Origin of the sequence: Bradyrhizobium sp. C-145, from assembly GCF_023375135.1 — a bacterium.
Classification (GTDB): domain Bacteria; phylum Pseudomonadota; class Alphaproteobacteria; order Rhizobiales; family Xanthobacteraceae; genus Bradyrhizobium; species Bradyrhizobium zhanjiangense.
Map to the genome: position 1 here is coordinate 9,036,304 of NZ_CP088150.1, position 24,842 is coordinate 9,061,145.

21 protein-coding genes are annotated in these 24,842 nt (G+C 64.2%); 10 read left to right on the plus strand and 11 right to left on the minus strand.

Going from position 1 to position 24,842, the window contains the following annotated elements:
- Positions 1-93 precede the first annotated feature (93 nt).
- The 5 genes from LRP30_RS42560 to LRP30_RS42580 form a co-directional block, all read right to left on the minus strand.
- Complete coding sequence (locus tag LRP30_RS42560; RefSeq protein ID WP_128940272.1) at positions 94-786, minus strand: AprI/Inh family metalloprotease inhibitor; 693 nt, start codon at positions 784-786, stop codon at positions 94-96.
- Entirely contained in the window at positions 786-1,775 is a 990-nt protein-coding gene (locus tag LRP30_RS42565) for a 2-hydroxyacid dehydrogenase (protein WP_128936969.1), read from the minus strand. Before LRP30_RS42565 ends, LRP30_RS42560 begins: the two co-directional genes overlap by 1 nt.
- Positions 1,775-2,593, minus strand: a complete 819-nt coding sequence (locus LRP30_RS42570) for an ABC transporter permease (RefSeq protein ID WP_128940274.1) — start codon at positions 2,591-2,593, stop codon at positions 1,775-1,777. Before LRP30_RS42570 ends, LRP30_RS42565 begins: the two co-directional genes overlap by 1 nt.
- Positions 2,590-3,405, minus strand: coding sequence for an ABC transporter ATP-binding protein (locus tag LRP30_RS42575; protein WP_249758702.1), 816 nt, complete (start codon positions 3,403-3,405; stop codon positions 2,590-2,592). Before LRP30_RS42575 ends, LRP30_RS42570 begins: the two co-directional genes overlap by 4 nt.
- Before the next feature lie 200 nt (positions 3,406-3,605).
- Positions 3,606-4,628, minus strand: a complete 1,023-nt coding sequence (locus LRP30_RS42580; protein ID WP_128940276.1) for an ABC transporter substrate-binding protein — start codon at positions 4,626-4,628, stop codon at positions 3,606-3,608.
- A 162-nt stretch (positions 4,629-4,790) separates the two neighbouring features.
- On the opposite strand from LRP30_RS42580, the gene LRP30_RS42585 reads away from it, so the two are divergent.
- The 3 genes from LRP30_RS42585 (at position 4,791) to LRP30_RS42595 (ending at position 8,369) form a co-directional block, all read left to right on the plus strand.
- Positions 4,791-5,597: a creatininase family protein gene (locus LRP30_RS42585; protein ID WP_249758703.1), complete on the plus strand. Its 807-nt coding sequence runs from the start codon at positions 4,791-4,793 to the stop codon at positions 5,595-5,597.
- A 140-nt stretch (positions 5,598-5,737) separates the two neighbouring features.
- Positions 5,738-6,001: a hypothetical protein gene (locus tag LRP30_RS42590; RefSeq protein ID WP_164934759.1), complete on the plus strand. Its 264-nt coding sequence runs from the start codon at positions 5,738-5,740 to the stop codon at positions 5,999-6,001.
- A 397-nt stretch (positions 6,002-6,398) separates the two neighbouring features.
- On the plus strand, positions 6,399-8,369 hold the full coding sequence (locus LRP30_RS42595; RefSeq protein WP_249758704.1) for a carbohydrate porin: 1,971 nt from the start codon (positions 6,399-6,401) through the stop codon (positions 8,367-8,369).
- Between the two features lie 203 nt (positions 8,370-8,572).
- Here LRP30_RS42595 and LRP30_RS42600 read toward each other — a convergent pair whose 3' ends face one another.
- Complete coding sequence (locus LRP30_RS42600; protein ID WP_249758705.1) at positions 8,573-10,648, minus strand: HAMP domain-containing methyl-accepting chemotaxis protein; 2,076 nt, start codon at positions 10,646-10,648, stop codon at positions 8,573-8,575.
- A gap of 241 nt (positions 10,649-10,889) precedes the next feature.
- Between LRP30_RS42600 and LRP30_RS42605 the strand changes: the two genes are divergently transcribed.
- Positions 10,890-12,185, plus strand: a complete 1,296-nt coding sequence (locus LRP30_RS42605) for a hemolysin family protein (protein WP_249758706.1) — start codon at positions 10,890-10,892, stop codon at positions 12,183-12,185.
- A 261-nt stretch (positions 12,186-12,446) separates the two neighbouring features.
- Here LRP30_RS42605 and LRP30_RS42610 read toward each other — a convergent pair whose 3' ends face one another.
- The 3 genes from LRP30_RS42610 to LRP30_RS42620 form a co-directional block, all read right to left on the minus strand.
- The gene (locus LRP30_RS42610; protein WP_249758707.1) at positions 12,447-12,686 is read right to left on the minus strand and encodes a PilZ domain-containing protein; all 240 of its coding nucleotides are present in this window, start codon (positions 12,684-12,686) and stop codon (positions 12,447-12,449) included.
- Between the two features lie 99 nt (positions 12,687-12,785).
- Complete coding sequence (locus tag LRP30_RS42615; protein WP_128945719.1) at positions 12,786-14,411, minus strand: FMN-binding glutamate synthase family protein; 1,626 nt, start codon at positions 14,409-14,411, stop codon at positions 12,786-12,788.
- Between the two features lie 418 nt (positions 14,412-14,829).
- Complete coding sequence (locus LRP30_RS42620; protein ID WP_249758708.1) at positions 14,830-15,603, minus strand: ferredoxin--NADP reductase; 774 nt, start codon at positions 15,601-15,603, stop codon at positions 14,830-14,832.
- Between the two features lie 377 nt (positions 15,604-15,980).
- Between LRP30_RS42620 and LRP30_RS42625 the strand changes: the two genes are divergently transcribed.
- Positions 15,981-16,781 carry an ATP-grasp domain-containing protein gene (locus LRP30_RS42625; RefSeq protein ID WP_249758709.1) on the plus strand — a complete coding sequence of 267 codons (801 nt, stop codon included), beginning with the start codon at positions 15,981-15,983 and terminating at the stop codon, positions 16,779-16,781.
- Positions 16,782-16,969: 188 nt separating this feature from the next.
- Here LRP30_RS42625 and LRP30_RS42630 read toward each other — a convergent pair whose 3' ends face one another.
- Together LRP30_RS42630 and LRP30_RS42635 are read right to left on the minus strand one after the other, a co-directional pair.
- Entirely contained in the window at positions 16,970-17,902 is a 933-nt protein-coding gene (locus tag LRP30_RS42630) for an amino acid ABC transporter substrate-binding protein (RefSeq protein WP_249758710.1), read from the minus strand.
- Positions 17,903-17,911: 9 nt separating this feature from the next.
- Positions 17,912-19,210, minus strand: a complete 1,299-nt coding sequence (locus tag LRP30_RS42635; RefSeq protein ID WP_128936980.1) for a dicarboxylate/amino acid:cation symporter — start codon at positions 19,208-19,210, stop codon at positions 17,912-17,914.
- Between the two features lie 211 nt (positions 19,211-19,421).
- On the opposite strand from LRP30_RS42635, the gene LRP30_RS42640 reads away from it, so the two are divergent.
- From LRP30_RS42640 to LRP30_RS42660, 5 genes are all read left to right on the plus strand, one after another.
- Entirely contained in the window at positions 19,422-20,420 is a 999-nt protein-coding gene (locus LRP30_RS42640) for an NADP-dependent oxidoreductase (RefSeq protein WP_249758711.1), read from the plus strand.
- A gap of 231 nt (positions 20,421-20,651) precedes the next feature.
- Positions 20,652-21,476: a cysteine rich repeat-containing protein gene (locus tag LRP30_RS42645; RefSeq protein ID WP_249758712.1), complete on the plus strand. Its 825-nt coding sequence runs from the start codon at positions 20,652-20,654 to the stop codon at positions 21,474-21,476.
- 130 nt (positions 21,477-21,606) lie between these two features.
- Positions 21,607-21,822 carry a hypothetical protein gene (locus LRP30_RS42650; RefSeq protein ID WP_249758713.1) on the plus strand — a complete coding sequence of 72 codons (216 nt, stop codon included), beginning with the start codon at positions 21,607-21,609 and terminating at the stop codon, positions 21,820-21,822.
- A 193-nt stretch (positions 21,823-22,015) separates the two neighbouring features.
- Positions 22,016-23,155 (plus strand): FAD-dependent monooxygenase, encoded by a 1,140-nt coding sequence (locus LRP30_RS42655; RefSeq protein ID WP_164934760.1) that lies wholly within the window; start codon positions 22,016-22,018, stop codon positions 23,153-23,155.
- Positions 23,152-24,765 (plus strand): benzoate-CoA ligase family protein, encoded by a 1,614-nt coding sequence (locus LRP30_RS42660; RefSeq protein ID WP_249758714.1) that lies wholly within the window; start codon positions 23,152-23,154, stop codon positions 24,763-24,765. Before LRP30_RS42655 ends, LRP30_RS42660 begins: the two co-directional genes overlap by 4 nt.
- The last annotated feature ends 77 nt before the right edge of the window (positions 24,766-24,842 follow it).

Here is a 24,842-nt window from a genome sequence, read left to right on the forward strand (position 1 = left end):
AATCACCTGTTCCGCTAACCGATTCCCTGCCGGTCCGGTTCCCGCGAGAACTCGCCGTGTCATCGTCGCGGCAATGCTGAACGATGTCGTCGCCTACTGACGCAGCATGATCAGCGGATCGGCGGTGTCGGGGACGCGCCGCCACTGCGCGTTGTCGTCGGCCTCGAACTGCCAGGCCTCGCCCGCCTTCGACATCAGGATGATTTGGCCGCGCTCGAGCCGCCATTGCGTCGGGTTGAACTGCGCGATCGCCGCGTCGCATTTCGGCTTGAGGAAGACCTGGAAATTGTCCGGGCCCGCCTCGGTGTTGGTCAGCGTCAGCCCGCACACCGGCTGACCGTTGCCACGCACCATCGACCAGTCGCCGATCATCTGGTCCATCGACTTGGCCATCGAGCGCGCGGCGGCAAGATCTTGCAGGATGTAGACGCCTTCGCCCTGGCGCAGGCCCTCGAAGATGCCGGCCTCGACCTCGGTGAAGTCGATCACGGCTTCACCGGTCGCGTCCTGCAAGCGGACGATGTCGAGACCTCGAACGTTCCAGGCGACGATGTCCTTGGTGAAAGGCAGCGCGGTCTTGCAGGCCGGCTCCAGCTCCAGCTTAAAACCCTGGCCCGCGGCGTCGCCCTTGAGCGTGACGACGCAGGTCTTGCTGCGCTCGGTGGTCGACAGCTCCCACTGCCCGGGCATCTGCTTCTTCAGGGTCGTCGCATCCTGCGCATGCGCGATGCCGATCGCGGCCAAGCAGGCCGCGACCGCGAATGCAACGCCCCGAAGAGCTCTCATCAGCGCCCCCTGAACGGCGTTTCCGCAACCGGCGTCAGCGGCGCCTTGCCGGCGAACCAGGACTTGAGATTGTCGACCACGAGCTGGTCCATCGCGTTGCGCGTCACCACCGAGGCCGAGCCGATATGCGGCAGCAGCACGACGTTCTGCATGGACTTGAGCTCGTCCGGCACGTTCGGCTCGGCCGCGAACACGTCGAGGCCGGCGGCGAGAATGGTGCCGGATTTCAGCGCCTGCACCAGCGCCGGCTCGTCCACCACCGAGCCGCGCGCGACATTGATCAGCACGCCGCGCGGGCCGAGTGCCTTGAGCACCTCGGCATTGATCATCTTGTTCGTGCTGGCGCCGCCGGGCACGATCACCATCAGCGTGTCCACCGCCTTCGCCATCTCGATCAAATCAGGATAGTGCTTGTAGGAGACGTCCTTGGACGGATTGCGAGAATGGTAGACCACCGGCACCAGCGATGCATCGAGCCGGCGCGCGATGGCCTGGCCGATCCGGCCCATGCCGACGATGCCGACCTTGCGGTCACGCAGCGAGCCGACGCTAAGCGGATAGTTCTGCGTCTGCCATAATCCGGAGCGGACGTAGCGGTCGGCCTTGATGAACTCGCGCAGGGTGGAGATCAGAAGGCCCATCGCAACGTCGGCGACCTCCTCGGTCAGGACGTCGGGCGTGTTGGTGACGATGATGTTGTGCTCGGCCGCGTATTTGGCGTCGATGTGGTCGTAACCGACGCCGAAGCTCGCCACCATCTCGATCTTGGGCAGCTGCGACAGCGATTCCTTGTCGGCCCGCACGGTGTGATAGGTCACGGCGACGCCGCGGATCCTGTCGCGCACGGCCGGCGTCAGTCGCTCGAGGTCACCACGCGTCTCGGCCTTGTGCACGACGAAATGGTCGGAAAACCCGTTCTCGAGGATCGGCCGCACCGGCCCATAGATCAGAAGGTCGATCTTTTCGGACGAAATCGAACCGGTAGACATCAGTTTTCCTTTCCAAGCGCGCTCTCATGCCAGCGCCGTAAAACGAGGTGCGAAACTAGCGCCAGCACCCCATAGATGACAATCCCGGCGAGTGACAACAAAAGCAGCGCCGCGAACATGCGGGGTATGTTCAATCGATAGCCTGACTCGGCGATCCTGTAGGCGAGCCCAGAGCCGGCACCCGCCGTTCCCGCCGCGATCTCGGCCACGACCGCACCGATCAGCGACAGGCCGCCGGCAATGCGCAAGCCGCCGAGAATGTAGGGCAGCGCCGCGGGCAGCTTGAGAAAGCGCAGGGTCTGTGGCGGCGAGGCGCCATAGAGCTGGAACAAGCCGGCGAGATTGCGGTCAACCGAATTGAGCCCAAGCGTGGTGTTGGACAGCACCGGAAAAAAGGCGACGATGAAGGCGCAGACCACCACCGCGGTCTGCTGCTCCAGATAGATCAGGAGCAGCGGCGCAATCGCGATGACAGGCGTCACCTGGAGGACAACGGCGTAGGGGAACAGCGAATACTCGACCCATTTCGACTGATTGAACAGCAGCGCCAGCGCGATGCCGCCGATGCTGGCCGCGATAAAACCCTCGAGCGTAGTCAGAAGCGTGGTCGCAAGCGATTGTGACAGCACCGCCCAGTCCTTGACCAGCGTCAGGACGATGATTGAGGGCGCCGGCAGCACGTAGGGCGGAATCTCCTTGATGCGGACCACCAGTTCCCAGGCGAGGAGGCCGGCCGCGAACACGATGACGGGCAGCACGAAGCGCATCGCGCGTTGCGCGCCGGACGGTTTTACGGTGACGGCAGGTTGCGCGTTCATAGCGTCGACTGCCCCGCATAGGACGGCGCCAGCGCGGCCGACACTCTTCGGCAATAATCGGAATAGGCCGCCGAGGTGCGAAACTCCTCAGCCCGCGGCTCGATTGTCTCGATGCGGAGGTCGGCCTGAATGCGGCCGGGCCGCGCCGTCATCACCACCACGCGCTGCGACAGGTAGACGGATTCGAACACCGAATGGGTGACGAAGATGACGGTCTTGCCGAGGCTGCGCCACAGCGCAAGCAAATCATTGTTGAGACGGAAGCGCGTGATCTCGTCGAGCGCCGCGAACGGCTCGTCCATCAGCAGGATATCGGGGTCGGTGACGAGCGCGCGCGCCAGCGACACCCGCATCTTCATGCCGCCGGAGAGCTCGCGCGGAAACGCATCGGCAAAATCGGCGAGCCCGACACTGGCGAGCGCCGCGTCGGCGCGCGCGCAGGCCTCTGCCTTCGGGACGCGGCCAAGCCTCAGGGGTAGTCGCACGTTGTCGCGCACGCTGGTCCAGGGCATCAGGGTCGGCTCCTGGAACACGAAGCCGATGCCGTGGCCCGGCTGCGGCACGCCCTCGTGGCGCGCCACCCGCACGATTCCGGACGAGGGCGTGCTGAGCCCCGCGATCAGCCGCAGTGCGGTCGACTTGCCGCAGCCGGACGGGCCGAGCAGCGAAATGAACTCGCCCTTGCGCACCGCGAGGTCGAGCGGGCCGAGCGCCATGACGCCGTTGTCATACATCTTCGTCACGCCGCGCAGGCTGACGGCGAGAGCCGTCAAGCTGGCCTCGACGGTGGATGACGTTTGGCTCGCTACCATTGATCGCGGGCTGCTGCATTTCGGGCGCACTTCACCTCTCCCCAACGGGGAGAGGTCGGCGCGCAGCGCCGGGTGAGGGAGCTCAGGTCCCAGGAGAGAGCGTAACCCCTCACCCGCATCGCATCTGACGATGCGATGCGACCTCTCCCTTCGGGAGAGGTGGACGACACCGACGCACCTTGCTCAAATCTCAGCATGCGTTACGGCTTGCTCGGGCGCAGCTCGACGCCGACGCCCTTGTTGACGAAGCGCAGCGTATAGGATTTGCGGAAATCGAGGTCGGGCTTGACCACGCCGGCCTTCACCATCTTGTTGAAGAAGGAGGTGTAGCGCTCATCGCTCATGGCGCCGATGCCGTTCTTCAGGCTGTCGCCGGAATCGACGATGCCGTGCTCCTTCATCTTGGCGACGGAATAGGCGAGCAGATCGTCGGTCATCTCCGGATTGAGCTGCTTGATCATGGCATTGCCGGCGGAATTGTCGCGGTAGATGTAATTGTACCAGCCAATCATGGAGGCATCGACGAAGCGCTGCACCAGATCCGGTTTCTTCTCGACGATCTCGCGGCGGGTTTCGATCAGGGTCGAATAGGTGTTGAAGCCGTAGTCGGCGAGCAGCAGCACGTTGGGCTTGAAGCCGGCCGCCTTCTCGACCGCGAAGGGCTCGGATGTCACGTAGCCCTGCATGGCGCTCTTGGGGTTGGCGATGAAGGGCTGCGGATTGAAATTATAGGGACGGACGTTCTTCTCGCTGAATCCATATTCGGACTTCAGCCACTGGAAGTAGCTGGTCATGCCCTCCTTGGAGACGAACAGCGTCAGCGGCTTGAGATCCTCGATCTTGGCGACCTTGGCGTCGGGTTGCGTCAGCATCACCTGCGGATCCTTCTGGAAGATCGCGGCGATGGTGACGACGGGAACGTTATTGGCGACCGCATCGAACGACATCAGCGTGTTTGCGGCCATGAAGAAATCGATCTTGCCGGCGATCAGCAGCATCCGATTATTTTCATTCGGCCCGCCGGGGACGATGGTGACGTCGAGGCCGTATTTCTTGTAGGTGCCATCGGCGACCGCCTGGAAGAAGCCGCCATGCTCGGCTTCGGCGACCCAATTGGTGCCGAAGGTGACCTTGTCGAGCGTCTCGGCCCGCACCGGGATGCTTCCGACCAAAGCGGCCATCAAGCCCGCCGTTAACGCTCGCCGCAGATGAGAAGGGCTCATGAAGGGACTCCGTCGATCGTTGCTGGCCGATGTGAACGCAACGCGATAAAACCGCATGAAGTTCGGGGACGCGAGCCGGCCGGGCCTGCGTCCCCTCATACCCCAAATTACGTGACAAATTCAGGCAAAGAAACCTCCAAAGAAACCTTCAGGGAAAGCTCAATGATGCCGTCGCGCGACTGGACCGAGATCCGCTGGGCCGATGCGGCCCCGGCCGAGATCTCGCGCTGGATTGCGGTGCTGCCGCTGGCGGCGACCGAGCAGCACGGCCCGCATCTGCCGCTCGAAACCGACGTGCTGATCGCGGACGCGTATCTGGCGCGCGTGCGCGAGCTGCTGCCCGAAACCGTTCCGGCCAGTTTTCTGCCCGTTGAGCCGGTTGGCATTTCCACCGAGCACATCGACTATCCGGGCACGCAGACGCTGCCGACTGATGTCGCGCTGAAGCGATGGACCGCAATCGGCGAGGACGTCGCGCGGCGCGGCGTGAAGAAGCTCGTCATCATCACCAGCCATGGCGGCAACAGCGCGGCGATGATGCTGATCGCGCAGGATCTTCGCGCGCACCAAAAACTGTTCGTGGTGACGACGTCGTGGTCGCGGCTATCAGGCGCCGACAAACTGTTCCCGGCCGATGAAGTGCGCCACGGCATTCACGGCGGCGCGGTAGAGACCTCGATCATGCTGGCGCGCTATCCCGATCAGGTGCGCATGAATGCGATCGCGGATTTTCCCGCGAGCAGCATCGCGATCGAGCAGCAGTATCGCTGGCTGTCGACGCAACGTCCCGCGCCGTTCGCCTGGCAGGCGCAAGATCTCAACGCCAGCGGCGCCGTCGGCAACGCGACCTTGGCTGTGGCGGAAAAGGGCGAGCAGCTTCTCGATCAGGGCGCGACAGCCTTTTGCGAACTGCTGAGCGAGGTCGATAACTTCGACGTGAACAGGCTCGCCAAGGGGCCCCTCGGCTAGCTCCCATCCTCCTGGAATTGTTCAGGAAAGCACAGGGCTCGGCGACCGCCTTTCCCGGCTTCGAACCGGACGCGAGGAGCCTCCGTCCAACTGGGCACGCGGGCCACAACGGACCGCCTCAACCCCGGATGGAGTTTCACATGTCGATCAAGACCAAGCTTGCCGCAGTCGCTCTCGCTACGCTCGCCGTGACCGGCAGCATCGTGTCCACCACCTCCTCGGCCGAAGCCAAGCAGCCCGGCTGGGTCTGGGGCGTGGGCGCCGGCATCGCCACCGCCGCCGTCGTCGGCTCCGCGATCGCCGCCAGCAACGATCCCTACTACTACGGCTATCACCGCTGCGGCTGGGTCGCCCAGTACAACGCCTTCGGCCAGTACGTCGGCCGCGTTCGTACCTGCTACTGATCTGAGTATCTGAGGCCGATCTCCCACGTGGATCCTGCGTCCGACACGGGCGCCTCATCCACCCCGTGTCGTGCCCCCGACCCCGCCCGGCGTCCCCCCGGGCGGGGTCATCTGTTTCGGACTCCGACTTTGTTGCAGTCCCGTCACACACGGGTGCGAACCATCCTCTGCGGCGACGCGCGCCAGTTGCTATTGCGAATTAATCGCAATAAGGTCCGCAACATGCTCAGGGGCTTGGGACGAAATCGCGCCGGATCGAGATCATCTCGTTCGATCGCGTGAGCACCTAAGACCTGATGACAGGGTCGCCGCGAATCGGCAGGGATGTCGCGGCGGGTGGATGCATTCGCGTTTGGGGGCGTGCGTTTTGACGTTGGGAGGTCACCGTTACAGGTACTTGCGGACAGCCGCGGCGATTGCCACGGGCGTGCTGGCTTTGCCCGCCACAGGCACCGCGGCCGATCTGCCGCTGAAGGCGCCGGCGCTGAGAGCGGTCTATGATTGGACGGGCCTCTATATCGGCGCGCATGCCGGCTATAGCCGGGGTTCGTCGCACTTTGCGCTGAACGATGGCACCGCAGTCAGTGACAGCGGCGTCTTCAGCGGCATGATCGGCGGCGTGCAGGCCGGCTACAATTACCGGCTCAATTCCGGCTGGCTGGTCGGCGTCGAAGGCGATTTCTCGTTTCCCAACTACATTGTCTCGAACTCGATCGTCTCCTTCCTGGCCACCCCCGCCAACACCGTCACCCAGCAATGGGACTACACCGCGAGCCTGCGCGGCCGCGTCGGCTACACCAGCGGCCCGTGGCTGATCTACGCCACCGGCGGCTTTGCCTGGATGGGCGAGCGCTATTTCGACACGCCGGCCTCCGGCGCCGAAGTCCCGAAAATCCTGAACACGCGGCCCGGCTGGATCGCGGGTGCCGGCATCGAATACGGCTTTGCGCCGCATTGGAGCGCACGGCTCGAATATCTCTACAGCCGCTTCGACAGCGCCAATGTCGCCTTCTCCACGGGAGCCCAATACAGCTCCTCGTCGCTCGACTTCCAGCAGGTCAGGCTCGGCCTCAACCGCAAGGTCGATTGGCCGGGCATGCCGAGCTATGACCCGAAGAGCTCGCTGATCGACACGGAATCCGATCGCTGGGAGATTCACGGCCAGAGCACCTATCTGCCGCAAGGCTATCCGTCGTTTCCCGCGCTCTACACCGGACCGAACTCGCTCTCGCCATCAGCGCAGGCCAAGGCGACCTGGAGCAACAGCCTGTTCCTGAACGCACGGCTCTGGGACGGCGGCGAGGTCTATTACAATCCCGAGCTGCTCCAGGGATTTGGACTGAACGACACGGTTGGCGCCGCCGGATTCCCGAACGGCGAAGCGCAGAAGTCGAATTTCCCCTATCCGCATTACAACACCTCGCGCCTGTTCGTGCGCCAGACCTTCGGCTTCGGCGGCGAGCAGGAGGAGCTTGCGAGCAGCCAGCTGCAGCTCGGGCAGAAGGTCGACGTTTCCAGGCTCACCTTGCAGGCCGGCAAGTTCGCGGTGGTCGACGTGTTCGACGGCAATGCTTACGCCAAGGACACCCGCAAGGACTTCATGAACTGGTCGCTATGGGCGCCGGGCGCCTTCGACTATTCCGCCGACAAGGTCGGCCTCACCTATGGCGTCACCGCCGAGCTCAACCAGAAGCACTGGGCGCTGCGCGGCGGCTATTTCCTGATGGTCTCCGAGTCCAACTCGAATCATTTCGATACAAAAGTCGGGGAGCGCGGCCAATACGTGCTCGAACTCGAGACGCGCTTCTCGCTGTTCGGCCAGCCCGGCAAGCTCAGGACCATGGGCTGGCTCGACAGCGCCAACATGGGAAGCTTCCGCGAGACGCTGGACAATCCCGCGCTCAATCTCGACATCGCGCAGACCCGGCGTGGCCGTGTGAAGTACGGTTATGTGCTCAACCTCGAACAGGCGATCACGGACGATGTCGGGCTGTTCGGCCGCTGGAGCTGGAACGACGGCCGTTTCGAAACGCTGGCCTTCACCGACATTCATCGCAGCCTGTCCGCCGGATTGTCGATCAAGGGCACGAAATGGGGCCGGCCTGACGACGTGATCGGCATCGGCGGCGCGGTCAACGCGATTTCGCAGAACTATCGCGACTTCCTAGCCGCCGGCGGCCTCGGCGTGCTCATCGGCGACGGCGCGCTCAATTATCGCAACGAGCGCATCCTCGAGACCTATTACGCCTACGCCGTGAACAAGAATCTCACCCTCACCGCCGACTACCAGCTCATCGTCAACCCCGCCTACAACGCCGACCGTGGACCGGTGTCGGTGTTTTCAGGGCGGCTGCACGGGGAGTTCTGAACGCGGCAAGAGTGGTGAAATCAGATCATTGCGGCCGTTTCACCTCTCCCGCTTGCGGGAGAGGTCGGCGCGAAGCGCCGGGTGAGGGCTTTCCCCTCTTGGGGATAGTCCCATTGTGGAAACACCCTCTCCCCGACCCTCTCCCGCAAGCGGGAGAGGGAGTGCACCTCGTTTGCAGCAATCAACTCTGATATCGCGACGCTCTACGCGGCGCGGATCGCGTCCAGGAATTTTCCGACCTCGAGCTTGAGACGGCTGCTCTCGCCGGACAGCGATCTCGCGGACGCGAGCACGTTGGCGGAGGCCGAACCAGTCTGACTGGCGCCGCGCTGCACGTCGACGATGCTGGCGGAGACCTGTTGAGTGCCGCGCGCCGCCTGCTGCACGTTGCGGGAAATCTCCCGCGTCGCCGCGCCCTGCTCCTCGACCGCCGCGGCGATTGCGGAAGCAATCTCGGACATGCGGGCGATGGTGTCGCCGATCGCCTTGATGGCGCCGACCGAATCCTCGGTCGCGGTCTGAATGCCCGTGATCTGCTGGCTGATCTCGCCGGTGGCCTTGGCGGTCTGCTCGGCCAGTGCCTTGACCTCGGAGGCGACCACGGCGAAGCCGCGGCCGGCCTCGCCGGCGCGGGCCGCTTCGATGGTGGCGTTGAGGGCCAGAAGATTGGTCTGGCCTGCGATCTGGCTGATGAGCTCGACCACGTCCCCGATCCGCCCCGCCGCCTTGGCGAGCTCGCCGACATAATCGTTGGTGCGCCCCGCCTGCTGCACCGCCTCGCCGGCGATGCGCGCGGAATCCTGGACCTGCCGGCTGATCTCGTCGACCGACGAGGCCATTTCCTCCGCCGCCGCGGCAACGGTCTGCACGTTGGTCGAGGCCTGCTCGGAGGCGGCCGCGACGGTCGCGGTGACCTTTTCCGATTGATCGGCCGTGTTCGTCAGCGTTCCCGCCGAGACTTCCAGCTCCGACGATGCCGACGACACGGTGTTGATGACATCGCCGATCATGGCCTCGAACTCGCGCGCGATCCGATCCATGCGCTGGCCGCGCCGAAGCTTCGCCTCGGCTTCGACCGCGGCTGCCTCGTCGGCAGCTTTCTTGGCGACGAGCGAATCCTTGAAGTGCCGGAGCGAGCCCGCGACTTGGCCGATCTCGTCGTTGCGGCCGCTTGCGGGAATCTCGACCTCGTGCTGTCCGACGGCGAGCGTTCCGATCACGTCGGCGAGTCGGCCGAGCGGCGTCACCACACGGCTGCGCAGCATCACGGTCACACCACCGAGCGTCCCGAGCAATGCCAGCACCGCGACGGCCGCAAGCGCCAGCATCGCCAGCGCACCATCACGAGAGGACGAGGCGCGATCGGCAGCTTCGGCCAGCGCGGCGTCGCGCACGCCGTAGAACATCTGGATGGCCGGTACGATGACCTTTGCCAGCTCATCGCTGTCGATGCCATATTTGCCATCGCTGCGCGCAGCATCCATCTCCTTGTCCACGGCTGATGCTGATTTTCCGAAATAAGATTCGGTTGCCGCCTTCAGCGCGGTGGCGATCCGCGGCGGATTCCCGAGCTGGTCGATGCCGGCCTCGATGCGCTCGCGGTCGGCTTCCACACGCCCCTGCATGCGATCCATCAGCGAGAATTCGGCCGACGTGAGCGGGCGACGCGCGGACAGCGCGGGGGACAGCGTGGCCGCGCGGCTGCCGGCGGCAACCCGCAGATCCTGCGCCGTCCGTGCCAGGCTCAATAGCGCCGCAAGCGAGGAATCGGCATTGATGACCTTCGCCTCGAGCCGGTTCATGATCGGCTCGATGCTGCCGAGCACCTCGGCGACTCCGGGCAGGAAGCCCCTGATCGCAGAGCTATCGCGCGCCGCCAGAGGAAGGCCCATCGCGCGATCGGCCGCCGTGTAGATCTCCTTCAACCGTCGCGTGGCACGGTCGAGGTTCTCGACCATCGCAGCACCGTCATCGAGCACAATGATGGCTCGCCTTGCGCCCTCGAATGCGGCATCGGCGGCTTTCCCCGCCTTCGCGGCATTATCGATCTGGGCCTGTGTGGCTGCGGCATCCTGGAAGATCGGTCCAATGTAGGGGGCACGAAGGCCGGCGACCTGCTGGCTGACCATCAGGGTCGCCGCAAAAGCGTCGACGGTCTTGATCGCATCGGAGCGGTTCGTGAAGATGCGTGTCTGGGGTACGAGCACCTCGGCGCCGAGGATGACTGCAAAAACCGTCACCGTCAGCATCGACAGCGCGAAAAGCTTCCCGATCCGCATCCGTGGTCCCCGAATACATTCTGCAAATTGTCGGAAACCTAGCCGGCGGCCACTAAGAGCCCGTTAAGTAACGCCCCGTAGTTCCGCGGAGTGCCATCTCGTCGCGGACCTGTCGGAACGCCGTCGATCACGGGTTCCACGTGGTACCGGATGCGATAGAATGGTCGGCATTTCCTCCCGGAATACCTATATCAATACTCGTGCCCTCATCCGGCGACACTGGCTTACTCTCGGAACGTCAATGCTCTCGATCGAACTCGTCATCGTCGTCGTCCTGATCGTCATCAACGGCCTGTTGTCCATGTCCGAGCTGGCCGTGGTGTCGTCCCGCCCGGCGCGGCTGTCGCTGCTCGCGGCCAAGGGCGTCCGTGGCGCCGAGCGGGCGCTGACGCTGGCGGCCGATCCCGGCAAATTTCTTTCGACGGTGCAGATCGGCATCACGCTGGTCGGCGTGCTCTCCGGCGCATTCTCGGGTGCGACGCTCGGGCAGCGGCTGACGCAATGGCTGGTCGAGCTCGGCATGTCCTCAGGCATTGCCGACATCGTCGGCGTCGGCCTCGTCGTCACGCTCATCACCTACGCCACCCTGATCGTCGGCGAGCTGGTGCCGAAGCAGGTGGCGCTGCGCGATCCCGAGAGCATCGCGGTCAGGGTCGCGCCCGCGATGCACGTGCTGGCGCGGATCTCGCTGCCGCTCGTGTTCCTGCTCGATGTCTCCGGCAAGCTGATCCTCACACTGCTCGGCCGCGGCGGCAGCGCCGAGGAAAAGGTCTCGGAGGACGAGATCCATCACCTCGTCCGCGAGGCCGAGAGCGCAGGCGTGCTCGAGCCCGGTGAGAAGGAGATGATCGCCGGCGTGATGCGGCTCGGCGACCGCCCGGTCGGCGCGGTCATGACGCCGCGCACCGAGGTCGATGAGATCGACCTGAACGACGATCCGGAGACCATTCACGAGATCATCGCAAAGAGCCCGCATTCGCGCTTCCCCGTCTCGGACGGCGATCGCGACAAGCCGATCGGCGTGCTCCAGGCCAAGGACCTGCTGATAGCTTATATGAACGAGCGCGCGCCGGATCTGCGCGCACTCGTGCGCGAGGCGCCGGGCATTCCGGCCTCGGCGGATGCCCGCGATGTGCTGACCATCCTGAAAGCTGCGCCGGTCCACGTCGGCTTCGTCTATGACGAATACGGCGCGTTCGAAGGCATGGTGACGGCCGCAGACATCCTCCAGTCGATCGTCGGCGCCTTTCATTCCGAGGAGGGGCCGCCCGAGCCGGCCTTTGTCAGGCGCGACGACGACTCGCTCCTGATCTCCGGCTGGATGCCGGTCGACGAGTTCGGCGAGCTGCTCGGCATTGAGCTGCCGCCGCACCGCTACAACACGGTGGCTGGCCTCGTGCTGCAACAGTTCAGCATGCTGCCCAATGTCGGCGACGCCTTCGACTTCGCCGGCTGGCACATCGAAGTGGTTGATCTCGATGGACGACGGATCGACAAGATTTTGGCGAGCCGGCTGGGCGAGCAGGCGGCGGCGTGAGTTGAGTGCGCTTGTATGGGCTATGCTGCCGCGCCAATCTCCACTCGTCGTCCCGGACAAGCGCGCCTTCAAGCGCGCGCCGATCCGGGACCCCCGAGCGAGCCCTTGCGCTCGTCGCGATAGCCACAGGGAGTGGTTTGGCGAAACTCGGCGTTCGGTATTGCTACCAACCGCGATCGTTAGATCACGCGGTATGGGTCCCGGCCTGCGCCGGGACGACAGTGGAGATTGGAGCCCGCGCTCAGGCCAAACACAAAACCCTCACCCGAACCTCACCCCGATCCGCTTTTCCTTGCGCCAGACCACGGTGCAGGCCAGATGCTTTCCGTCGGCGTGGACGAACAGGGTGAAACGGTCGGGGATGCCGACCGGGCTGGTGACGTCGAGCGCTGCGCCGGTATCGGACAGGTTGCGGACGGTGCAGTCGATCGCGCCGCCGCCGAACTCGATGGTTCCGGCTTTCAGTACGCGATGTCTCGCCTTGTCGCGCCGTTCGTCCATGGGGCCAATCTACACCCAAAGTTGAGGCAAGCGTTTAACGCAGCCTCTCCGGCAATGAATTATGCGCCGGAGCCGGCGGTCTTGCAATCGAGGCGACGCTCACAGCGCTGGCTGGAACGTCTCGGAGCGCGCCATCCGCCAGCCGTCGCGGAACCGCGGATCTTCCGTGCCTTCGAGCAGCTCGCCGGGGCGCAGCGCCGGATAGAGCTGTGCGAAGGATTGCACCTGGGTCGTCGATGTCCGTTGGCTGAAATGGATCGGGCGCAGCTGCTGCGGATGTTCGAGGCCGGCGGCGGCGATCAGCTCGGTCAGCGAGTGCAGCGTCGCATGGTGGTAATTCTGAACGCGGTCGATCTTGAGCGGCACGTAGAGCGCGCGCGCACGCGTCGGGTCCTGCGTCGCAACGCCGGTCGGGCAGCGGTCGGTGTGGCAGCTCAGCGACTGGATGCAGCCGAGCGAGAACATGAAGCCGCGCGCCGAATTGCACCAGTCGGCGCCGATCGCCATGGCGCGCGCCATGTCGAAGGCGGTGGCGATCTTGCCGGACGCGCCGATCTTGATGCGGTCGCGCGCATTGATGCCGACCAGCGCGTTGTGGACGAAATTGACGCCCTCGCGCATCGGCATGCCCAGATGATCCATGAACTCCAGCGGCGCAGCGCCAGTGCCGCCCTCATTGCCGTCGACGACGATGAAGTCGGGATAGATGCCGGTCTCCATCATCGCCTTGCAGATCGCCAGGAATTCCCAGGGATGGCCGATGCACAGCTTGAAGCCCGCCGGCTTGCCTCCGGACAGGCGGCGCATCTCGGCGATGAACTGCATCATGCCAACCGGCGTGGAGAAGGCGCGGTGCGAGGCCGGCGAGATGCAATCCTCGCCCATCGCGACGCCGCGGATCTTGGAAATCTCTTCCGAGACTTTTGCCGCCGGCAGCACGCCGCCATGACCCGGCTTGGCGCCCTGACTGATCTTGAGCTCGACCATCTTGATCTGGTCCTCGCCGGCCACGCGCGCGAACGCCTCGGGGTCGAAGGTGCCATCGCGATGACGGCAGCCGAAATAGCCGGAGCCGATCTCCCAGATGATGTCGCCGCCCATCTCGCGGTGATAGGGGCTGACGCCGCCCTCGCCGGTGTCATGCGCGAAACCGCCCTTCTTCGCACCGGCATTGAGCGCACGCACCGCGTTCGGGCTGAGCGCGCCGAAGCTCATCGCCGAGATGTTGAACACCGAGGCCGAATACGGTTTTGCGCAATCCGGCCCGCCGATGGCGACACGGAATTTTTCCCTGGCATGCGCCTTCGGCGATACCGAGTGATGCATCCACTCGTAGCCCTCGCGATAGACGTCCTCCTGGGTGCCGAACGGACGCTTGTCGAGCTCCATCTTGGCGCGCTGATAGACCACCGCGCGGGTGTCGCGCGAGAACGGCATGCCGTCCTTCTCGCTCTCGAAGAAGTATTGCCGCATTTCGGGGCGGATTTCTTCCAGCAGGAAGCGGATATGCGCCGAAATCGGATAGTTGCGCAGCACCGCGTGGCTCTTCTGCAGGAGATCGCGGACGCCGAGCAGGGTCAGCCCGGCGAAGATCAGGATCGGGACCAGCAGGATGTCGAAGATCTTGCGGTCGGCGATACCGATGGCGATCAGGAGCGCGGTGACGACCGCGCAGATCGTCAGCACGATGAAGCGTGGCGAGAACGGAAGCAGCAGGGTTTCCATGACCCCCTCTTCCGCCAGTGGCAGGCGTTTCGGAGCTTCTTGCGTCTTGTTGTCCTCGGCCACGATCACGTCCTCTCGCCAGCATGAGCGCTACGATACGCCTGTGCCTGTCATACGGATATGACGCGGCCCTTGTTTCAGGCTAGCGAATTCGCCTGAGACAAATCAATCAGCCCGATGGGCTGGCTTTTGCAGTGCAGCAGGAAGATGGGAGAGAAAGGGACGGTCAGCCGGGCAAGACGCTTCACCCACCGCCGTCGTCCTGGCGAAAGCCAGGACCCATAACCCCTAAGCGGGGTTGTTGCGAAGACTGACAACGACCAGCCTTCGCCAAACCTCACTCGGTGGGTATGGGTCTTGGCTCCCGTGCGCAATTGCGCACAAGGCCAGGACGACACCGAGACGACAAAGAGCGGGCTTACCGCTCGACGAACGCCTTCTCGATCACGAAATGGCCTGGCTTGTTGCCGGAGCCCTCGACGAAGTCGCGGCCTTCGAACATCAGCTTCAGCTCTTCGAGCATCGCCGGGCTGCCGCACATCATGATGCGGTCGGTTGCGATGTCGAGCGGGCCCTGGCCGATGTCGTTGAAGATCTGCTCGGAGTTGATGAGGTCGGTGATGCGGCCGCGGTTGCGGAACGGCTCGCGGGTCACGGTCGGATAGTAGACCAGCTTGTCCGCGAGCAGCTCGCCGAACACCTCGTCCTCACGCAAATTCGCGACGAGCTTCTCGCCATAGGCGAGCTCGGAGACCTGGCGGCAGCCATGCACCAGCACGATCGACTCGAACTGGTCGTAGACCTCGGGGTCCTTGATCAGGCTCGCGAACGGCGCAAGGCCGGTTCCGGTCGAGAGCAGCATCAGCCGCTTGCCGGGAAGGAGATTGTCGGTGATCAGCGTGCCGGTCGCCTTGCGGCCGACCAGGATGGTGTCGCCTTCCTTGATCTTCTGGAGGCGCGAGGTCAGCGGACCGTCCTGAACCTTGATCGAGAAGAACTCGAGCTGTTCCTCGTGATTGGCGCTCGCCATGCTGTAGGCGCGCAGCAGCGGGCGGCCGTCGACCTCGAGGCCGATCATGGCGAACTGGCCGTTCTGGAAGCGGAAGCCGGTGTCGCGCGTGGCGCGGAAGCTGAACAGCGTATCGGTCCAGTGGTGGACGGAAAGAACCTTCTCTCGGTAAAACGCGCTCATGATTCTCGATATTCCGAATATATTGCGGTTTTCGGGCAAAAGCGTTGCCCGGCCCCTGACAGCGGGGGCGGGCACCATCTGCCATGGCGGAGGATTTCGCGTGTGTGATCTACGCCATTGAGACCAATAATCAACCTCGTTTCGGAAGCAATTGATGCCGATCAAACCGGCATTTGGGCTGAATTGGCCGCATCATTAATGAATTTGCTGCCCAGCGCGCGCGGCGGGCAATTTCTTTTCCCTTGGGGGCTCGACGGCAGCACTTAATTTCCATCGCGCTAACGAGAATTTCATTAAGAATAGCTCTGATTTTCACCCCGGTTTGGCGCCGTTTTCCGCATTTTTGCGGCTTTTGGCGACAGGAACGACTGAATCACATGGCAAACGGCGAGCGGATCTTCGTCCAGGCGATTAGGCGCTATTGCGCACAGCACGGCATCACTGTCGATGTCCGCGCCAGTGGCTGGCTGATCGCGATGCGCCGGGGCGACGAGCGCCGCTTCGCTTTCGGCTACGACATCGGCCTCAACAGCGCCATCGCCCACCGCCTCGCCAACGACAAATCGGCCACCGCCGAAGCGCTGACGCTTGCGGGCGTGCCCTGCGTTCCCCATCACCTCTTCCTCAACCCGAAGCTGGGCAAGCATGTTGTTGGCCCCACTTGGCGAGAGACAATGCTCGAGCTGCTTCGCGACCATCCGCAAGGCGTGGTGGTGAAGCCGAACGAGGGGACATCGGGGCGCTCGGTGTTCAAGGTGACGACGGAGACGGAACTCGACCACGCGGTTGGCGAAGTTTTCTCGATGAGCGCCGGACTCGTGATCTCGCCCTATGTCGCGATCGAGGAGGAGGTCCGTGTGGTGCTGCTCGATGATGTACCTCTCATCGTCTACAGCAAGCAGCGCGGCACAGATTGGCGACACAATCTCGATGCCGGCGCAAAGCCGGTGTTGCTGGAGGACAGCGAGGTTCGCGAGGCTTGCGTGAGACTCGCCATCCACGCAGCAAACGCCATCGGCATCGCCTTTGCGTCAATTGACGTGGTCCGCGTCGATGGCACCTGGCGCGTGCTCGAGATCAATTCCGGCGTGATGATGGAAGCGTTGGGCAAGCTGCATCCGGAGCTGGTGCAGGCGACGTATGACGCGGCGCTGGACCGGGTGTTTGGCCAGAACTAGCGGCCGCGAGCTCGGCCCACCCTCCCCTGGAGGGGGAGGGTCGGCTCGCAGCGCATCAGCGATGCGAGACGGCGTGGGGTGACGGTCTTTCCACCTTACACACCGCCCGTGTGGAGGGATCACCCCACCCCGCTCGCGCTTTGCGCGATCGACCCTCCCCCTCCAGGGGAGGGTAAGAAGAGAAGCCGCTAATTATTCGCGCTCGGCGAATCGTCCATCGCCTTGAACGCTTCCTCCAATTGCAGCGAGATCGGCACGTTCAGCCGTTCGCCGGTGGGAAGCCGTGCGGTGAACCATTTGTTGTAGAGCGGGACGAGGTCGCGGTTGGAGCCGAGCTTGCGGAAGGCGCGTTCGACCACGGCGGCGAGTTGCGGCTCGCCCTTCCTGAACATGATGCCGTAGGGATCGTAGGACAGATAGTCCCCGACCACGCGAAAATATTCCTGCGCCTTGTGACGCGCGATCAGGCCGTGGAGCAGGATGTCGTCGGTCGCGAACGCATCCGCCTTGCCGTCGGCCACCATCCGGAACGACTGCTCGTGATCCGGCGCGGTCACGATGTTAAGGCCGAGCGAGAGCTTCTTGTCGACGGCGTGCATCGCCTGCTCGTTGGTCGTGCCCTTGGTCACGACGACGGTCCTGCCCTTCAAATCCGCGACACCGGAAACGGCCGCTCCCTTCGGCACCATCAGCTTGGTGCCGGCGACGAACATCAGCGGCGAGAACGCGACGCGCTTGCCACGCTCGGCATTGGCCGTGGTCGAGCCGCATTCGAGGTCGATCTTGTTCTGAAGCACGGCCTCGATGCGGTCGTCCGAGGTGACCTTGACGTAGTCGATTCTGAGGTTGGGGTCGTCGACCTCGACGCCGATCTCCTCGACGATGGCCTCGCACAGCTCGAGGCTGTAGCCGATCGGGCGACCCGCCTGGTCGAGGAAAGAGAATGGCGGCGAGCTCTCGCGATAGCCGAGCCGCACGGTGTGCGCTGTCTTGATAGCCGACAGCGTCGGGCTGAGCCCTTCGCTGCCGCCGGTCTGTGCGACCGCCGAGGTCGCGAGCAACGATGCCGCTGCGACCCACAGGGCGCCGCCGATCACTGACCTCGCCAGGATCTGGCCCATGGTTCGCTCCTATCCATGGCCGGCCATCGCAGGCACTTCGCCCGGAACCATGTCCTCAGGCACGAGGTCGCCCGGTTCAAGCGCATGCTCGGGCCCGAGCTCACCTTCCCATTTCGCAACCACCGAGGTCGCCAGCGTGTTGCCGATCACGTTGGTGGCGCTGCGACCCATGTCGAGGAAGGTGTCGATGCCCATGATCATCAAGAGGCCGGCCTCGGGGATGTTGAACTGTGCCAGCGTCGAGGCGATCACGACGAGGGAGGCGCGCGGCACGCCGGCGACGCCCTTGGAGGTGATCATCAGCGTCGCCAGCATCGCGAGCTGGGTGCCGAGCGGCATGTCGATGTGGTAGCTCTGCGCGATGAAGATGCTCGCGAAGGTGCAGTACATCATCGTGCCGTCGAGGTTGAAGGAATAGCCGAGCGGCAGCACGAAGCTCGAGATCCGCGACGAGGCGCCGAAGCGGTTGAGGCCCTCCAGCGTCTTCGGATAGGCCGCCTCCGAGCTCGCCGTCGAGAACGCGATCATCAGCGGCTCGCGGATCAGCTTGAGCAGATGGCTGTAGCGCGGCCCGATCACGATGAAGCCGACGATGACCAGAAGGCCCCACAGGATCGCCAGCGAGAGATAGAAGCCGCCCATGAAGACGACAAGCTTCCAGAGCACCAGGAGCCCGTTCTTGGCGACCGTCGCGGTGATCGCGGCCCACACTGCGAGCGGCGCGAACAGCATCACATAGCTTGTCACCTTCAGCATGATGTGGCCGACGTCGTCGATCAGCGCCAGGATCGATTTGGAGCGTTCAGGCATCGCGCCCATCGCCACCGAGAAGAACACGGCGAAGATCACGATCTGGAGGATCTCGTTCTGCGCCATCGCGTCCGCAATCGAGGTCGGGATCAGATGAGTCAGGAATTTCTCGATCGAGAAGGCCGAGACCGGCAGGCCGGTCGATTGGCCTGCCGCGGGCAGCGTGCCGGGGAAGTTGGCGCCGGGCTGGAGCAGATTGACCATCACGAGGCCGAGCAGCAGCGAGACGAAGGAGGCACTGACGAACCAGCCCATGGTCTTGGCGAAGATGCGGCCGAGCTTGGAGCCCGAGCCCATATGAGCGATGCCGCCGACCAGGGTCGCGAACACCAGCGGCGCGATGATCATCTTGATCAAGCGCAGGAACATCATGGCGATCAGGTTGATGGACGAGGCCCAATCGGCGCGCGTATCGGGCAGGAAGTTGTAGATCGCCGAACCCATGACGATGCCGAGCACCATCGCCGCCAGAATGTATTGCGTGAACCTGTTGGACATCGCTTACCCCCACGTACACCGGCGCTTCATGATGTCGCAGATATCACGGCGACGCAACACGCTTTGCGTGTGGTCGCGTTGGCCGGATGTTCCCATTGTGAAATGGAGCGCGGCGATCTAGCTTTCACGCAGCGCACAACAAATGCGGCTTGCACGTTTTCTTGGCTGCGGTTGCATCAATAATTGCCAAACAATCGAAGAGGGGAACGCCATGAGCGGCATCAATCGTCAAATTCTCCTGGTGGAAAAGCCCAGCGGCAAGCTCGGCCCCGAGCATTTCAAGATGGTGGAGAGCGCACCACCGGAGCCGAAGGACGGCGAGGCCCTGCTGCGCGTGCGCTACATCTCGCTCGATGCCGCCAACCGCGCCTGGATGCACGGGGCGACTTATCGCTCCGCCGTCGAGGCCAACAGCGTGATGGCCGGCGGCGCCATCGCCGAGGTCGTGAGCTCGAAGGCGCCGGAGCTTGCGGCGGGCGACATCGTGTTCGGCGATACCGGCTGGCAAGAGTTTGCCGCGGTGCCTGCGAAGCACCTCACCAAGATGCCGAAGCTCGAACCAATGACGCATCTGCTCAGTGTGTTCGGCATCGCCGGCCTCACCGCCTATTTCGGCCTGCTGGAGATCGGCAAGCCCAGGGAGGGCGAGACGGTCGTGGTCTCCGCGGCAGCAGGCTCGGTCGGCTCGATCGTCGGACAGATCGCCAAGATCAGGGGATGCCGCGTGATCGGCATCGCCGGCGGCACGGACAAGTGCAACTGGCTGACATCAGAGCTCGGCTTCGATGCCGCCGTGGACTACAAGGACGGCGCGGTGTTCAAGGCGCTACGTGCAGCCGCGCCAAAAGGCATCGACGTCTATTTCGACAATGTCGGAGGCGACATTCTGGAAGCCTGCCTGCCGCAGATGAACAATTACGGCCGCATCGCCTGCTGCGGCGCGATCTCGCAATATGACGGCGCGCCTGCCGCGCACGGCCCGCGCGGCGTGCCCGGACTGATCGTGGTGAAGCGGCTCGTGATGCAGGGCTTCATCGTGATGGACTACATGAAGGACAGCCAGCGCGCGCTCGCAGAGCTCCAAGCCTGGGTCAAATCCGGCAAGCTGAAGGTGCAGGAGGACATCATCGATGGCCTCGAGAACACACCGAAGGCGTTGATCGGATTGCTCGCGGGCGAAAACCGCGGCAAGCGCATGGTCAGGCTCTGACGACGTATCGTTTGAGCATGATTTTCGAAAAGCCGCTGCAGACTTTGCGCTAGCGCGGCCCGTCGGATCCGGATCATGCTCTCGTTGCGGCGCAATTGCGCCGGCATAATTGACTTGCGGGAGAGGTCAAAGCGGCGAATGATGCCGCTCGCGAGGCATTACCCGCGACGATTGCGATCGCATCACATTTTCAGAATCGTCGGCGTGACCGACGGGGCAGGAAATACTCAGATGTTCAACACGTTGAAACATGCATCAACGCGCAAGGCGTTGCTGGCGGCAGCGTTCTTCGCAACTGCAACAAGCGCATTCGCGCAAACGCCGACCGAGGCGCAGAAGGGCGCCATCCGCTCGGCATGCCGCTCGAACTTCATGGCGCATTGCGCGAGCGTGACGCCCGGCGGGGTGGAAGCGTATCAATGCCTGGCGAAGAACATGCCCAGCCTGTCATCGGGATGCCAGACCGCGGTTCGCGCGGTCGAACCTGCTGCGGCTCCGAAGACCGAAGCTGCGCCCGCTGCGCCGAAGACCGAGGCCGCACCCAAGGCGGCAGCGGCGCCTGCCACGCCGAAGGCTGACTCCGCTCCCGCTGCAAAGCCGACCGCCGCGCCGGCGCCGAAGGCTGCTGCCGCCACGCAGCCGAGCAGCGCGCAGATTGCGGCGGTCAAGAGCGCGTGCCGCGCCGATTATCCCAAGGTGTGCGCCAGCGTGCCGCCGGGCGGCGCCGCTGCGCTCGAATGCCTGGAGAAGAACAAGGTCAAGGTCTCGCCGGCCTGCGAGAAGGCCGTGAGCGCCGCAGCCGGCGGTGGCGCGGCAGCAACGGCAGCGCCCGCGGGTGCGGCTCCCGCGGCAGCAGCGCCAGCGGCGATCGTTTTACGCCCGCTGCGGCCTCGCGAAGAGCTGTTCATCGTCAGGTCGGCCTGCGGCGCCGATATCCGCACACTCTGCGCCGGCGTCGCGCCCGGCGGCGGCCGCATCGTTCAATGCATCTCCAGCAATGCCGCCTCGCTATCGCCGGCGTGCAAGGACGTACTCGCCCCGTTCGCAGCGCGATGAGGCGGCGCACGATCGCGCGCCAAGGCACGGGGCAATGATTGGCGGCGTGCGCAATGAATTCCCGCACGCCTGCAACGACAAATCTTTTGCAAGGATCCGATTTCAATCACGACCAGACCGGGAGGACAACATGCGTTCATTGCTGCTCGTCGCTTCTGCACTCCTCGCCTTCGCGGCCACCATGACGTTCGAGGCCACCGACGCCAAGGCGGTGGTCTGCGCCCGCGGCGTGTATCGCGCCGGCTGCGCCGGCCCGAACGCGGCCGTCGTGGTCCGCAAGCCGGTTCCGGCCGTCCGCTGCACCAGGGTGCTGGTGAACGGGGTCTACGTGAAGCGCTGCGTCTGACGGTGCGGATGGCCAAGCCCGCGTGGTTTGGCTATGCTTGCGCGCGAAACTGCTTCGGACACGCGCCAAAGGCGCGTTCCGAGAGCGAGCCTCGGCGCGCCACGCTTTGCCGATAATTCTGCTGGCGCCGGACGCCGGAGCACATTAGTCTACCCCTAGATAGTAAGTATACTGTCAATTAGGGAGGCAGACGTTGCGGATCGCCGTGATTGGCGGGGGGCCCGGTGGGCTCTACTTCGCCTATCTCTGGAAGAAGCGTCACCCTGAGGATCAGGTCGACCTGTTCGAACAGAACCCGGCCGACGCGACCTGGGGCTTTGGCGTCGTGTTCTCGGACCAGGCCCTGGAATTCCTGCGCGCCGACGACCCTGAAACGGTCGATGCGATCGCGCCGCATATGGAGAGCTGGGAGAACATCACGCTGAACCTGCACGGCGATAGCGTCGCCATCGACGGGGTCGGCTTCTCCTCGATCGGACGGCTCGAGCTCCTCAAGTTCCTGCAGCAGCGCGCGCTCGATGCCGGCGTCACCCCGCGCTTCGATACCCAGATCCACGCGATCGACCAGCTCAACGGCCACGACCTCATCGTCGCCGCCGACGGCCTCAACTCGCTGGTGCGCCGTGCCTATGAGGGCGATTTCGGCACCTCGCTGTCCTACTCCTCCAACAAGTTCGTCTGGTACGGCACCTCGAAGCGCTTCGACACGCTGTCGCAGACTTTCGTGAAGACCGACCGCGGCGCCTTCAACGCACATCACTACCGCTACTCGCCCACCATGAGCACCTTCCTGGTCGAATGCGATCACGCGACATGGCAGGCCTATGGCTTCGCCTACAAGGACGTCGAGCAGTCCAAGGGCATTTGCGAGGAGGTGTTTGCCGATACGCTTGGCGGCCATTGCCTCATCTCCAACAAATCGGTCTGGCGTAACTTTCCCTGGGTCTGGAATGAGTACTGGTCGTTCAAGAACATGGTGCTGCTCGGCGATGCCCTGCACTCGGCGCATTTCTCGATCGGCTCGGGCACGCGGCTCGCGATCGAGGACGCCATCGCGCTGGTCAAGGCGCTGGAATCGGACGCGCATCTGGCGACCGCGCTGCATCGCTACCAGGCCGCGCGCAAGCCGGTGGTGCAGAAGCTCGTCAACGCCGCGCGCACCTCGGCCTTCTGGTACGAGCATTTTGCCGAGCACATGCAGCTCGATCTGATGGATTTCGCCTACAGCTACATCACCCGGTCCGGCCGCATCGACGATTCCCGGCTGCGGGCGATGTCCCCAGCCTTCATGGCGCGTTACGAGGTCGCCAAGAACGGCGGAGGTGCGGCATGAGCAACGTGATTCGCGACCAAGTGCCCGCGGACAGCGCGGGCGCACGCGAGATCGGCTTTGCCGTTCCGCAAATCTATAACGCCAGCCGCGTGCTGTTCGACAATCTCGAAAAAGGACGCGGCGACAAGCTCGCGCTGACCGGTCCGGCGGGCAAGCGGACCTATGCCGAACTCTGCGCGGAGGCCTGCCGCTGGGGCAACGGCCTCGTATCGCTTGGTCTCCGGCGCGGCGATCGCGTGCTGTTGTTCCTCGACGACACGCCGGCCTACCCCGCCGCCTTCTTCGGCGCGGTGCGTGCCGGCTTCGTGCCGCTCCTGATCAACACGTTGACGCCGCCAGACCTCTTGCAATTCTATCTCGCCGATTCCGGCGCGACCGTTGCGGTGGCCGATGCCGAATTCGCGACGCGCTTCAATGCGGAAGCCTGCAAGGACACGGAGCTGCGCACGCTGGTCGTCGTCAATGGCGAAGCGCGCGACCACGCGGCGCCTGTTGCGATCGCAGCGGCAAGCTGGCTCATGCAATTCCCGGTCGAGCTCGCGGAAGCCGACACGAATCGCGACGAGATGGCGTTCTGGATGTACTCCTCCGGCTCCACCGGCCGGCCCAAGGGTATCGTGCATCTCCAGCACGACATGGCCTATAGCGAGGCCGCCTTTGCGCAGAGCGTATTGAAGCTGACGCCTGACGACATATGCTTCTCGGTGCCGAAGATCTTCTTCGCTTACGGCTTTGGCAATTCCGTTACCTTCCCGTTCTCGGCGGGCGCGGCAACGCTGCTGCTGCCGGGCCAGCCGAAGCCCGCGGCGATCTTCTCGGCGATCACGCGGTACAAGCCGACGGTCTTCTTCGGCCTGCCGACGCTCTACACGTCGCTGACCAAGGCCGAAGGCGCCGAGAAGACCGACTTCTCGTCGTTGCGCATGTCGCTCTCCGCGGCCGAGGTGCTCTCCGCCGAAGTCTTCAACGGCTGGAAGACGCTCACGGGCCTCGAGATCGTCGAGGGCCTCGGCTCGACTGAGGTGCTGCACATCTATCTCTCCAATCGTCCCGAGCAGAAGAAGCTCGGCGCCGCCGGCCTGCGCGTACCCGGCTACGAGGTCGCGCTGCGCGACAAGGACGGCCGCGACGTCGCCGACGACGAGGAAGGCATCTTGTGGGTGCGCGGTGATTCCAACACGCCGCTGTACTGGAACCGGCCGGACAAATCCGCCGAGACCATCCGCGACGGCGGCTGGATCTACACCGGCGACCGTTTCGTCCGCGATGCCGACGGCTTCCACTTCTTCCGTGGCCGCGCCGACGATCTCATCAAGATCTCGGGCCAGTGGGTCTACCCACTCGAGGTCGAGCTGTGCCTCGCCGATCACCCGGATATCCGCGAATGCGCGGTCTTCGCGGCCGAACTGCCGGACCGGCGCATGACCCTGAAGGCGGTGGTGGTGATGAACAACCGGAGCGTCGACCAGAGCGAGACGACGCGCGAGCTCCAGGATTATGTGAAGGGTAAGCTATTGCCCTACAAATATCCGCGCGAGGTGATCTTCATCGACGAGCTGCCGAAGACGGGCACGGGGAAGATTGACAGGCAGGCGTTGCTGAGGATGTAGCCACTGCTGTCATCGCCCGGCTTGCCGCCTCCGCTGAAGCTTCGGCGGCCAAGCACCCTTGTGGCCCCGGCGTAGCC

Coding starts and splice junctions, on each gene's coding strand:
- LRP30_RS42570 (WP_128940274.1), bottom strand. CDS start 2,593: ATGAACGCGCAACCTGCCGTCACCGTAAAACCGTCCGGCGCGCAACGC.
- LRP30_RS42610 (WP_249758707.1), bottom strand. CDS start 12,686: ATGGACGAACGGCGCGACAAGGCGAGACATCGCGTACTGAAAGCCGGA.
- LRP30_RS42640 (WP_249758711.1), top strand. CDS start 19,422: ATGAGCGGCATCAATCGTCAAATTCTCCTGGTGGAAAAGCCCAGCGGC.
- LRP30_RS42580 (WP_128940276.1), bottom strand. CDS start 4,628: ATGAGCCCTTCTCATCTGCGGCGAGCGTTAACGGCGGGCTTGATGGCC.
- LRP30_RS42625 (WP_249758709.1), top strand. CDS start 15,981: ATGGCAAACGGCGAGCGGATCTTCGTCCAGGCGATTAGGCGCTATTGC.
- LRP30_RS42615 (WP_128945719.1), bottom strand. CDS start 14,411: ATGGAAACCCTGCTGCTTCCGTTCTCGCCACGCTTCATCGTGCTGACG.
- LRP30_RS42635 (WP_128936980.1), bottom strand. CDS start 19,210: ATGTCCAACAGGTTCACGCAATACATTCTGGCGGCGATGGTGCTCGGC.
- LRP30_RS42575 (WP_249758702.1), bottom strand. CDS start 3,405: ATGGTAGCGAGCCAAACGTCATCCACCGTCGAGGCCAGCTTGACGGCT.
- LRP30_RS42590 (WP_164934759.1), top strand. CDS start 5,738: ATGTCGATCAAGACCAAGCTTGCCGCAGTCGCTCTCGCTACGCTCGCC.
- LRP30_RS42560 (WP_128940272.1), bottom strand. CDS start 786: ATGAGAGCTCTTCGGGGCGTTGCATTCGCGGTCGCGGCCTGCTTGGCC.
- LRP30_RS42660 (WP_249758714.1), top strand. CDS start 23,152: ATGAGCAACGTGATTCGCGACCAAGTGCCCGCGGACAGCGCGGGCGCA.
- LRP30_RS42645 (WP_249758712.1), top strand. CDS start 20,652: ATGTTCAACACGTTGAAACATGCATCAACGCGCAAGGCGTTGCTGGCG.
- LRP30_RS42630 (WP_249758710.1), bottom strand. CDS start 17,902: ATGGGCCAGATCCTGGCGAGGTCAGTGATCGGCGGCGCCCTGTGGGTC.
- LRP30_RS42650 (WP_249758713.1), top strand. CDS start 21,607: ATGCGTTCATTGCTGCTCGTCGCTTCTGCACTCCTCGCCTTCGCGGCC.
- LRP30_RS42585 (WP_249758703.1), top strand. CDS start 4,791: ATGATGCCGTCGCGCGACTGGACCGAGATCCGCTGGGCCGATGCGGCC.
- LRP30_RS42565 (WP_128936969.1), bottom strand. CDS start 1,775: ATGTCTACCGGTTCGATTTCGTCCGAAAAGATCGACCTTCTGATCTAT.
- LRP30_RS42605 (WP_249758706.1), top strand. CDS start 10,890: ATGCTCTCGATCGAACTCGTCATCGTCGTCGTCCTGATCGTCATCAAC.
- LRP30_RS42600 (WP_249758705.1), bottom strand. CDS start 10,648: ATGCGGATCGGGAAGCTTTTCGCGCTGTCGATGCTGACGGTGACGGTT.
- LRP30_RS42620 (WP_249758708.1), bottom strand. CDS start 15,603: ATGAGCGCGTTTTACCGAGAGAAGGTTCTTTCCGTCCACCACTGGACC.